Origin of the sequence: Kitasatospora sp. NPDC056800 (assembly GCF_042789775.1) — a bacterium.
Taxonomy (GTDB): domain Bacteria; phylum Actinomycetota; class Actinomycetes; order Streptomycetales; family Streptomycetaceae; genus Kitasatospora.
In genome coordinates, this window is the sequence record NZ_JBHUAL010000127.1 from 17,637 (window position 1) to 28,272 (window position 10,636).

Here is a 10,636-nt window from a genome sequence, read left to right on the forward strand (position 1 = left end):
TGTGTGACCCGTAACATAGTAATGTGAAATTGCACTGCACAAGAGGTGACGGCTCCCGTTACCGAGCTGTGTCCGTGCCAGCATCTCCCCCGCCCCGCCAAGGAGTTCACCGGTGACCCTTCCCCCGACCGGCCTCAACACCGGGAGCCACGACCTCCCGGTCTCCCCCGCCCTCGCCTCCTTCATGGCCACCAGCTGGGCCGCCACCCCGCTCCCCGCCGACCGGCGCGTCCCCGGCCACGACCGCTTCCCCGGCCGCCGCGCCCGGCTCTCCGCCGCCTTCCCCGGCGAACGGCTGATCGTCCCGGCCGGCCGGCTCAAGGTCCGCTGCAACGACCTCGACTACCGCTTCCGCCCGCACAGCGCGTACGTCTGGCTCACCGGCCTCACCGGCGAGGACCAGGCCGACCACGTCCTCGTCCTCGAACCGGCCGGCCCCGAAGGCCACGAACCCGTCCTCTACCTGCGCCCGCGCTCACCGCGCGACGGCGGCGAGTTCTACCGCGACCGCCGCTACGGCGAGTTCTGGGTCGGCTCCCGGCCCGACCTCGCCGAGGCCGCCCGACTCACCGGCGTACGCACCGAACACCTCGACGACCTCGGCAAACTGCTCACCGGCCCCCAGCCCCCCACCCGGGTCCTGGCCGGCACCGACCCGCTCGTCGACGAGGCCACCGGACGGCCCGCCGACGGCCGGCGGGACGGCGAACTCGCCGCCGTCCTCTCCGAGTTGCGCCTGGTCAAGGACGAATGGGAGATCGGACAGCTGCAACTGGCCGTCGACCACACCACCACCGGCTTCGAGGACGTCGTCCGCGCCCTGCCCACCGCACTGCGCCACCACCGCGGCGAACGCTGGATCGAGGGCGTCTTCGACCTGCGCGCCCGCGCCGAGGGCAACGGCACCTCCTACACCACCATCGCCGCCTCCGGCGCCCACGCCTGCGTCCTGCACTGGATCCGCAACGACGGCGCCCTCGACCCGAACTCCCTCCTCCTGCTGGACGCCGGCGTCGAGACCGACACCCTCTACGCCGCCGACATCACCCGCACCCTGCCGCTCAGCGGCACCTTCACCCCGATCCAGCGCCAGGCCTACGACCTCGTCCTCGCCGCCCAGAGCGCCGGCATCGCCACCCTCCGCCCCGGCGCGCGGTTCCGCGACTTCCACCGCGCCGCCATGCGGGTCATCGCCGAAGGCCTCGCCGACTGGGGCGTCCTGCCCGTCTCCGCCGAAGAGGCCCTCGCCGAGGACAACGGCCTCTACCGCCGCTACACCCTCTGCGGCAGCGGCCACATGCTCGGCCTCGACTACCACGACTGCGCCAAGTCCCGCGCCGACCGCTACCTCGACGCCACCCTGGAGGAAGGCATGGTCCTCACCGTCGAACCCGGCCTCTACCTCCAGCCCGACGACGAAACCCTCCCCGCCGAACTCCGCGGCCTCGGCATCCGCATCGAGGACGACCTCGTCATCACCCCCGACGGCGCCCACCTGATGTCCGGCGCCCTCCCGAGGACCGCCACCGACGTCGAGTCCTGGATGGCGACCCTGCTGTCCTGAGGAGGCCGCCAGGAGCGGACGGTCAAGCCACCTTGATCGTCCGCTCCCCCTGTCGGACGGCGACTTCCACTTCCCCGCCGATCGCGGCGGCATAGGCCCGCAGGTTGTCCAGGCTGTCCACCTGCCCGTGCTCGATCTGCGACACCCGGGCCTGGCTCACGCCCATCAGCTCCGCCACCTCCTTCTGGGTGAGGTCGGCCGACTTCCGCATCTCGGCCAGCTCATGCCCCCGGATCTGGGCAAGCATCTCCTGGCGGACCTGCGCCCGCCTCGCCTCCGCCTCCGGCGTCACCAGCTCGGGAAACCGCTTCACGACCTCGGCTCGCACCTCGGTCCAACTACGCCCCTTCATCGGCGTGCTCCGTTCCGTTGCTCCTCGACGTAATCTGCGTAGCGCTTCTCGGCCAAAGGGATCGACTCGTCGTACCATTCGGACCAACGACCAGACTTGTCGCCGGCCACGAGGACGATGGCCTCCCGTTCCTGGTCGAAGACGAACAGCATGCGCACCTCGCTGGCACCCGACGAACCCGGCCTCAGTTCCTTGAGGTTGTGCAAACGGCTGCGATGGATCCGGTCCACCGCAGGCCGCCCCAAGGCCGGACCTTTGTCGGCCAGCAAGTCCAGTGCCTCAAGAATGTTCTCGGCTGTTTTGGGGTCGTCCTCGCAAACCTGCAAGTACCACTCCTCAACCGGCGCCAGAAGCGTGATCTCCCACATGCGGCTACATTAAGTTGTCCCTTATACGTTACCGCGCGCTTTCCCGCTCAATCCACCCCTGCGAGGGACAACACGCCGAGTCCTGCGCGCCCCCGACCGGCTACCCGCGCGCTGCCTGCCACAGGTCGGCGACGATCTGCTCCGCCGGGCCGGTGCGGGCCAGGTGGTGGGCGGTGCCGGCCCAGAGGTGCATGGCGTCGGTGTCGCCGCGGCGGGCGGCGGCGGCGCGGAGGGGGGCGGTGAGGTGGTGGACCTCGGGGTAGGCGGGCGGGGCGTACGGGCCGTGGCAGTCGATGAAGCCGTTGCGCAGGCCGCGGGCCGGGCGGCCGGTGAAGGCGCGGGTGACGGCCGTCTCCGGGAGTTCGACGAGCGCCGCCCGGTGGGCGGCCGAGGCGCCTGACTCGTCCGAGCGCAGCAGCGCCGTGCCCAACTGCACCGCCACCGCCCCCGCCCGCAGTGCCGCCGCGACGGCCGCGCCGTCGCCGAGCCCGCCCGCGGCGATCAGCGGCAGCGCCGTCACCTCCCGTACGGCGGGCAGCAGTTCGAGCAGCGGCAGCTCCCCGGGCCGGTCCGTCACCCGGTGGGTGCCCCGGTGGCCGCCCGCCTCCGGGCCCTGCACGCACAGCGCGTCCATCCCGAGGGCCTGCGCCGCCCGCGCCTCCTCGGGCGTGGTGACGGTGGCGACCTGGGTCGTGCCGACCGCCCGCACCGCCGCCGCCTCCTCGGCCGTGGGCAGCCCGAAGGTGTACGAGAGCACCGGCACCGGGTCGGCGAGCAGGAGGGCGAGCTTGGCCTCCCAGTCGTCGCGGTCCGGCCCGATCTCCTCCGGCAGGGTCACGCCCCACTGCTCGGCCTCGGGGCGCAGCCGCTCCCGGTACGCCGCGACGGCCGCCGCGTCCCCGGGCGTGCCCGGCACGAAGAGGTTCACCCCGTACGGCCGGTCGGTCGACTTCCGTACCGCCGCGATCTGCTCGGCCATCGCCTGGGCGGTCTTGAGGGCGCCGGCCAGGAACCCGAGCCCGCCGGCCCGGTTCACCGCCGCCACCAGTTCGGGCGTCGAGGGCCCGCCCGCCATCGGGGCGGCGATCACCGGTACGGCGAGCTCGTCGAGACGGACGGTCATCAGGCGCTCCTCACGCTGCCACGGGCACGGAACACCCCCACCCTACGCTCAGCGGATCAGCCCCAGCCGCCGTGCCTCGCGCACCGCCGCCGTGCGCGAGTCCACGCCCAACTTGGTGTAGATGTGCACCAGATGGGACTTCACCGTGGCCTGGCTCAGGTGCAGCCGCTGACTGACCTGCTGGTTGGTCAGCCCGTCCGCGACCAGCCCCAGCACCTCGGTCTCCCGGGCGCTGAGCGCCGCCGCGGGCGTCCGCATCCGCTCCAGCAGCCGGTCCGCCACGCTGGGCGCCAGCGCGCTGCGCCCCGCCGCGGCGGCCCGGACGGCCTGGGCCAGCTCCTCCGGCGGCGCGTCCTTCAGCAGGTAGCCGGTGGCGCCCGCCTCCAGGGCGGGCAGGGTGTCCGCGTCGGTGTCGTACGTGGTGACCACCAGGACCCGCGGCGCGCCCGCCCGGGCGGTGATCGCCGCGGTGGCCTGCGCCCCGTTCATGGCCGATCCCGGCCCGAACTGGAGGTCCATCAGCACCACGTCCACGCCCGGCTCGGCCGCCAGTTCGACGGCCCGCTCGGCGGTGGCCGCCTCCGCCACGATGGCGAAGTCCGGTTCGCACTCCAGCACGGCCCGCAGCCCGGCCCGCACCACCGGGTGGTCGTCGGCGATGAGCAGCCGGATCACTGGCCGGCCTCCGGGGTGACCGGCAGCTGCACCGCCACCGTCGTGCCCTGCCCGGGCGCCGACTCCACCGTGAAGCCGCCGCCGAGCGCCCGCGCCCTGGCCCGCATCGACGGCAGCCCGAAGCCGCCGTCCCCGCCGGTGCGGCCGGCGACCGCCGCCGGGTCGAACCCGGCCCCGTCGTCGTACACGTCCAGTGCCACCTCACCCTCCATGTAGCTGAGTGTCACCTCGGCCCGCGCGGCCCCCGCGTGCCGGACGGTGTTGCCGAGCGCCGACTGCGCGATCCGCAGCAGCGCGACCTCCTCCGCGACCGGCAGCCGGACCGGGGCGCCGGAGACGTGCAGCTTCACCGGCAGGCCGCTCTGCGCCGTCGTCGTCGCGCACAGCCGCTCCAGCGCGACCGGCAGCGGGTCGCCGTCCAGCGCGGGCGGGGTGAGCGCCCGGACGAACCGGCGGGCCTCGTCCAGGTTGTCCTGGGCGGCCTGCCGCGCCTGCTCGACGTACCCGGCGGCGGTCTCGGTGCGCTCCGGCAGGGCCCGCTGGGCGGCCCGCAGCAGCAGCTGGATGGAGCTGAGGCCCTGTGCGAGGGTGTCGTGGATCTCCCGGGCGAGCCGCTCCCGCTCGGCCAGCACCCCGGCGGCGTGGTGGGCGGCGGCGGCGTCGGCGCGGGCGGCGGTCAGCTCGTCGATCAGCCGGCGGCGCTCCTCGCTCTCCCGGTACAGCGCCTGGTAGCCGAGCACGGTGGCGGTGGCGACGGCCGCGCCGAGCGCGGGCCCGATCGAGGCGGCGAAGCTGAAGCTGTGCTGGTGCCAGGACCACGCGGCGATCGACGCGGCGGCGGTCAGCCCGACGGCGACCAGCCCGCCGCGCCGCCCCAGCAGGTGCAGTTCCAGGAAGTACAGCGGGAAGGCCAGCCAGACGCCGTCCTGGGTGGTGATCAGCACACCCGCCCAGGTGACGCCGAGCAGCGCCAGCCAGAGCGCGGCCGCCCGCCGGGAGCGGCGCACGGCGGCCAGCTGCGGCCCGACGGTGTAGACGGCGGCCATCGCGGTGGCCGCGGCGGCGACGGCGGCCGGATCGCCGCCCCGGTCGACGAGGACGGCCCGGGCGACGGCGAGCGCGAGCAGGCCCGCCACGAGCAGGTGCAGGCAGACCTGGAGGACGCGGGCGACGGGGGTGGTTCTGGATCGTTCGGTCGCCATCCGTCCAGCCTAAGTTCCTAGCCCGGCACCCGGCATCAATCAAAAGGTTGAACTCGGGCTCTCCCCTTTGATGCCCAGGATGCAATCCCCGGCGCGATGCCCCGGACCCCTCCCGTCCAGGACGGTGGAAGTGTCGAAACCACCTGTCCAGAGGAAGGCCCCGTCGTGTTCGTCGCCTGGAGGGACCTGAGGTTCGCCAAGGGGCGGTTCGCCCTGATGGGAACCGTCATCGTGCTGATCACCGTGCTGGTCGGCCTGCTGTCCGGGCTGACCGCCGGGCTCGGCCGGCAGAACATCTCCGCGATCACCGGCCTGCCCGCCGACCACCTGGTCTTCGGCAAGCCGGCCGACGGGCAGAAGCTCTCCTTCACCGACTCCCAGGTCACCCCCGACCAGTGGCAGGCCTGGGCCCGCGAGCCCGGCGTCACCTCCGCCCAGCCGATCGGCATCACCACCACCAAGGCCGCCGCCGGACAGCGCACCGCCGCGCTCTCCGCCTTCGGCGTCCCGGACGGCTCCGCACTCGCCCCGCAGGGCAGCCGGATCGCCCCCGGCCAGGCCGTACTGTCCAAGACCGCCGCCGAGAACCTGGGCGGCCTCGCCCCCGGCGCCGACTTCACCCTGGCCGGCCACCCGCTGCGGGTCGCCGCCGTCGAGGGCGACGCCGCGTACAGCCACACCCCGGTGATCTGGACCAGCCTCGGCGACTGGCAGCAGGCCGCCCCCGGCGGCGCCGGCCACGCCACCGTCATCGCGCTCGACACCGCCAAGGGCGCCGACCTGGCCGCCGCCGACGCCCGCCACGGCACCGAGACCCGCACCCGCGACGACGCCCTCGCCGCGATCGGCTCCTACACCTCGGAGAACGGCTCCCTCCAGCTGATGCGCGGCTTCCTGTTCGCCATCTCGGCCCTGGTGATCGGCGCGTTCTTCACCGTCTGGACGATCCAGCGCAGCGGCGACATCGCCGTCCTCAAGGCCCTCGGTGCCTCCACCCGCTACCTGCTGCGCGACGCCCTCGGCCAGGCCGTCCTCTTGCTGCTGCTCGGCACGGTCGTCGGCACCGCGATCGCGTCCGGCTTCGGCGCGCTGATCGGTTCCGCCGTCCCCTTCGTGCTGGACGCCCCGACCGTCCTGCTGCCCGCCGCCGTCATGATCGCCCTCGGCGCGATCGGCGCGGCCCTGTCCATCCGCCGGATCACCTCCGTCGACCCGCTGACCGCCCTCGGGAGCGCCCGATGAGTCTCGTCCTCGACCGCATCACCCTCACCTACCCGGACGGCGACGGCCGGCTCACGGCACTCGACGAGGTCTCGCTGACCGTCCCCAAGGGCACGCTCACCGCCGTCGTCGGCCCCTCCGGCTCCGGCAAGTCCAGCCTGCTCGCGGTCGCCGCCACCCTGATCACCCCGGACTCCGGGCAGGTCGTCGTCGACGGCACCGACACCACGGGCCTCAGCCGGGCCGACCTCACCGCGCTGCGCCGCACCAGGATCGGCATCGTGTTCCAGCAGGCCAACCTGCTGCCCTCGCTCACCGCCGTGGAGCAGTTGCAGGTGATGGCCCACCTCGACGGCCGCCCCCCGCGCGGCGCGCTCCCCCGCGCCCTGGAACTCCTCGACGCCGTCGGCCTGCGCGACCAGGCCGCCCGCCGGCCGCACCAGCTCTCCGGCGGGCAGCGCCAGCGGGTCAACATCGCCCGCGCGCTGATGAACGACCCCACCGTCCTGCTGGTCGACGAACCCACCAGCGCCCTCGACCACGAACGCGGCGCCGCCGTCCTCGACCTGATCACCGACCTCACCCACCGCCGGGCCACCGCCACCGTCCTGGTCACCCACGACCGCACCCACCTGACGGCCGTCGACCAGATCGCCGAGGTCCACGACGGACGGCTGACCCTCCCGGCGGCTGCGCTCTGACCTACTTCTTGGCCGTCAGCACGTCGTCCACCGAGAGCGTCACCGACGCTCCGATCGACTCCGGCAGGGTGAAGGACTGCCCGGGGTGGTGGACGGCGTGCACCCGGTATTCGCCGTCCCGCGGATCGGTGAGCACCATGACTCGCTGATTCGCGCGATCCACGATCACGTAGACGGGCACGCCGGCAGACGCGTAGACGAAAGGCTTCCTCTTCAAGTCATCGCTGTGGTTGGACGAGGTGACTTCCAGAACGAGCCGGAAGACGGCCGGGTCGTAGCAGTTGTACTCGATCAGGTGATCGTCGATATCGGCGTCGACAACCACCAGATCGGGAATCGCATAGTCCGACGGCCCATCCGGCAGCCAGATCCCGACGCCCTGAAGGACTTCGGTCCCGCCTCCATCGAGGCCGGCCTGGAACAGCACGCGCATCAGGCGGCTCAGCGACTTGCTGTGCGAAGCGTTCGGCGGCGGCGTCACGGTGATCTGGCTCCCGACGATCTCGACCCGGTGCCCGGTGAACTGGTTGGAGATCAGCTCAGCGGCTTCGAGCAGCGTCGGCTGCTCCATGGGCTCTTCCACTGCTGCGGCGGACATGGATTTCCTCCTGGCTGCCGATGTCGAGAGCATCATCGTAGAACCGGCACGCCTTTCGGCGCCCGATCCTCAGTCTTCACCCGAACGAGCGGTTTAGCCCCGGCCGGACCGCAGGCGCAGGGCCGAGGGCTCCGGTTCGGCGGGCTTCTCCTCGCCGGCCCAGAGGGAGCGGACGTGGCTGAGGTGGCGGGTCATGCAGGCCTCGGCCCCGGCCGCGTCGCCGGCGAGCAGCAGGTCGAGCAGCTCCAGGTGCTCCTCCGCCGAGGAGACCAGCTCGCCGCGCTCGTCGAGCCGGTTGAGGCCGTAGAGCCGCGAGCGCTTGCGCAGGTCGCCGACGACCTCGACCAGCCGCGAGTTGCCGGCCAGGCCCAGCAGGTCGAGGTGGAACTGGCGGTCGGCCTCCAGGTAGCCGATCAGGTCGTGCTTGCGGGCCGCAGCGACGATCGCCTCGGCCTGCGGGCGCAGCCGCTCCAGCTGCTCCTTGGTGGCGGTGCGCGCCACCCGGCCGACGGTCGGGACCTCGATCAGGGCGCGGATCTCGGTGAAGTCGTCGAGGTCGCGGTCGGTCAGCTCGGTGACCCGGAAGCCCTTGTTGCGGACGGCTTCGACCAGGCCCTCGCGGGCGAGGTCGAGCATGGCCTCGCGGACGGGGGTCGCGGAGACGCCGAAGTCGGCGGCGAGCGCGGGGGCGGAGTAGACGACGCCGGGGCGCAGTTCGCCGGAGATCAGGGCTGCCCGGAGTGCGTGCGCGACCTGGTCGCGAAGCCGCTCCTGTACGGAGATCAGGGTGCGGGACTTGAGGTCGGCCATGGTGTTCCTCCGGGTGGGTGCAGAACACCAGCGTACAATGTCACGTTACGTTGCGTGCGCAACAGCCAGTGATTCGAACACCCGTCACCGACCCGCCGCACCGGCCCCTCCTCCTGCCGAACGCCATGGTGACAGCGGCCGTCGGCCGTGACAACGGCCGACGGCACACGATCTTCCGGTCCGCCCGGGAGGTCCGCACGGAGGTCCACCCGGAGGGCTACGCCCGGCGGAACCGCCCCACCAGGGTGCTCAGGCTGGCCGCGCCGTCCCCGTCCGCCACACCCCGCCGGACCGCCTCCGCGAGGAGGGCCGGCAGGGCGCCGTCCACCCCGGAGTCCTCCGCGGTGTGCTGGACGTGCTCGATGCTCGCGAGTGCCATCGTCAGCCGGTCGACGTCCCCGCGGTGGTCCCCGGCGGTGATCCGCGGCGCGTAGAACTCGATCATCCGCGGCAGCAGCGCGGCGGTGGGCAGGGCGTACGGCAGGAACTCCTCGGCGGTGATGCCGTTGGCCTCGGCGACCGCCGTGGCGTGCAGGTAGCCGACCATCGAGGACCAGAACAGGTCCATCTGGATCTGGTAGTACAGCTGGGCCAGCCCGGGGTCGTCACCCCGGTAGTCGGCCCCGGTGAGCACCTCCAGGGCGGCCCGGTGCCGCCGGAACAGCTCGACCGGGCCGCTGTAGAAGGTGGACGACTCGGGGCTGCCGATGCCCGACGGCGGCACCTGCACCCCGCCGGTCAGGTGCCCGGCGCCGCGCTCGGCCAGCCAGCGGGCGGCCTCGCGGGCCCGCCCGGGGGTGTCCGAGCTGAGGTTCGCGACCACCTTCCCCTTCAGCGCCGGCTCGACCGACTCCAGGACGGTGAACACGGCGTCGTAGTCGGTGAGGCTGAGCACCACCAGTTCGTTCGCCGCCACCGCCGCCTCCGCGCTGGGCGCCGCCTGCGCGCCCCGGGCGACGAGTTCGTCGGCCCGTGCGGCCGTGCGGTTCCACACCGTGACGGCGTACCCGGCGTCCAGGAACGCCCGGGCCATGGCCTGCCCCATCGGGCCGAGCCCGATCACCGTCACGGATCGCTTCGCCTGCTGCTCCACGGACATGCGTGTTCCCCTCCACTGGACGAATGCCTAGAACGAACGCTCTATCCAGAGCGCCGGAGCCGACGCTAGCACAGGACTGGAACGAACGCTCTACTCAGAATCTCGGCTAGGATCGCGCCGTGAAGACGCCCGAGAAGACCCCAGCGAAGGCCGACCCGAAGGCCGCTGTGAGGGTCGCGGCGAAGGCCCCGGTGAAGGCCCCGGCGAAGGCCGCACCGAAGGACGGCGCGCAGGCCGAAGCGAAGCCCGGCACCCGGGAGCGGATCGTCCGGGCCACCTCCCGGCTGCTGCAGCGCCAGGGGTACGAGGGCACCGGGATCAAGCAGATCTCCCGCGAGGCCGAGGCCACTCTCGGCTCCGTCTACCACTTCTTCCCGGGCGGCAAGCAGGAGTTGGCCGCCGAGGCGATCCGGCACGGGGACGAGGAGTTCGCCGTCATGCTGCACGCCGGGCTCGGCTCCTCACCGGACCTGGGCGAGGCGATGACCGCCTGCACCCGGCTGCTCGCCACCGAACTGCGCGCGTCCGACTGGCAGGACGGCTGCCCGATCACCAGCACCGCCCTGGAGACGATCGGCCGGGTGCCGGTGATCGAGGAGGCGGTGGCCGAGGCCTTCGCCCACTGGCGGGCCGTCGTGACGGAACGGCTGCTCGCCGCCGGCATCGGCGAGCAGGACGCCCGCGAGCTGGCCGGCACCGTGATCAGCACCCTGGAGGGCGCCGAGCTCGCCGCCCAGGTCGCCCGCAGCGAGGAGCCGCTGCTGGTCACCGGCAAGCACCTGGCCCGCCTGCTCACCGCCTACGCCGACGACCGGGCCTGACGCGCCGAACCGGACCGCCCGCCAGCCAGCCAGCCCGCCCGGGAGCCTGCCGGAAAACGTCCGGAAAACGTGAGGAGCCGGTGCAGCGGGGGATCCCATCCC

12 protein-coding genes are annotated in these 10,636 nt (G+C 73.0%); 4 read left to right on the forward strand and 8 right to left on the reverse strand.

Annotated features, from left to right (window positions below; all coding sequences use genetic code 11):
- Positions 1-112: 112 nt before the first annotated feature.
- Positions 113-1,564, forward strand: coding sequence for an aminopeptidase P family protein (locus tag ACFRQN_RS25315; protein WP_375876049.1), 1,452 nt, complete (start codon positions 113-115; stop codon positions 1,562-1,564).
- A 22-nt stretch (positions 1,565-1,586) separates the two neighbouring features.
- On the opposite strand, the gene ACFRQN_RS25320 is transcribed toward ACFRQN_RS25315, so the two are convergent.
- From ACFRQN_RS25320 to ACFRQN_RS25340, 5 genes are all read right to left on the reverse strand, one after another.
- The gene (locus ACFRQN_RS25320; protein WP_380742331.1) at positions 1,587-1,916 is read right to left on the reverse strand and encodes an XRE family transcriptional regulator; all 330 of its coding nucleotides are present in this window, start codon (positions 1,914-1,916) and stop codon (positions 1,587-1,589) included.
- Complete coding sequence (locus ACFRQN_RS25325; protein ID WP_380742333.1) at positions 1,913-2,284, reverse strand: type II toxin-antitoxin system RelE/ParE family toxin; 372 nt, start codon at positions 2,282-2,284, stop codon at positions 1,913-1,915. Before ACFRQN_RS25325 ends, ACFRQN_RS25320 begins: the two co-directional genes overlap by 4 nt.
- A 100-nt stretch (positions 2,285-2,384) precedes the next feature.
- Positions 2,385-3,407 carry a nitronate monooxygenase gene (locus tag ACFRQN_RS25330; protein ID WP_380742335.1) on the reverse strand — a complete coding sequence of 341 codons (1,023 nt, stop codon included), beginning with the start codon at positions 3,405-3,407 and terminating at the stop codon, positions 2,385-2,387.
- A 48-nt stretch (positions 3,408-3,455) separates the two neighbouring features.
- Positions 3,456-4,082 carry a response regulator transcription factor gene (locus ACFRQN_RS25335; RefSeq protein ID WP_049656462.1) on the reverse strand — a complete coding sequence of 209 codons (627 nt, stop codon included), beginning with the start codon at positions 4,080-4,082 and terminating at the stop codon, positions 3,456-3,458.
- The gene (locus ACFRQN_RS25340; protein WP_380742337.1) at positions 4,079-5,284 is read right to left on the reverse strand and encodes a sensor histidine kinase; all 1,206 of its coding nucleotides are present in this window, start codon (positions 5,282-5,284) and stop codon (positions 4,079-4,081) included. The genes ACFRQN_RS25335 and ACFRQN_RS25340 overlap by 4 nt, the downstream gene beginning before the upstream one ends.
- Positions 5,285-5,449: 165 nt before the next feature.
- Here ACFRQN_RS25340 and ACFRQN_RS25345 point away from each other — a divergent pair, with 165 nt between their 5' ends.
- Both ACFRQN_RS25345 and ACFRQN_RS25350 read left to right on the forward strand, forming a co-directional pair.
- A complete protein-coding gene (locus ACFRQN_RS25345) occupies positions 5,450-6,526 on the forward strand; it encodes an FtsX-like permease family protein (protein WP_049656458.1) in 1,077 nt (358 codons plus the stop codon).
- On the forward strand, positions 6,523-7,206 hold the full coding sequence (locus ACFRQN_RS25350; protein ID WP_380742339.1) for an ABC transporter ATP-binding protein: 684 nt from the start codon (positions 6,523-6,525) through the stop codon (positions 7,204-7,206). Before ACFRQN_RS25345 ends, ACFRQN_RS25350 begins: the two co-directional genes overlap by 4 nt.
- A 1-nt stretch (position 7,207) precedes the next feature.
- On the opposite strand, the gene ACFRQN_RS25355 is transcribed toward ACFRQN_RS25350, so the two are convergent.
- The 3 genes from ACFRQN_RS25355 to ACFRQN_RS25365 form a co-directional block, all read right to left on the reverse strand.
- Positions 7,208-7,804 carry a Uma2 family endonuclease gene (locus ACFRQN_RS25355; RefSeq protein ID WP_049656455.1) on the reverse strand — a complete coding sequence of 199 codons (597 nt, stop codon included), beginning with the start codon at positions 7,802-7,804 and terminating at the stop codon, positions 7,208-7,210.
- 93 nt (positions 7,805-7,897) lie between these two features.
- Positions 7,898-8,614, reverse strand: coding sequence for a GntR family transcriptional regulator (locus tag ACFRQN_RS25360; protein ID WP_049656453.1), 717 nt, complete (start codon positions 8,612-8,614; stop codon positions 7,898-7,900).
- 217 nt (positions 8,615-8,831) lie between these two features.
- Positions 8,832-9,713 (reverse strand): NAD(P)-dependent oxidoreductase, encoded by an 882-nt coding sequence (locus tag ACFRQN_RS25365; RefSeq protein WP_049656452.1) that lies wholly within the window; start codon positions 9,711-9,713, stop codon positions 8,832-8,834.
- 191 nt (positions 9,714-9,904) lie between these two features.
- Between ACFRQN_RS25365 and ACFRQN_RS25370 the strand changes: the two genes are divergently transcribed.
- A complete protein-coding gene (locus tag ACFRQN_RS25370; protein ID WP_375876070.1) occupies positions 9,905-10,534 on the forward strand; it encodes a TetR/AcrR family transcriptional regulator in 630 nt (209 codons plus the stop codon).
- The last annotated feature ends 102 nt before the right edge of the window (positions 10,535-10,636 follow it).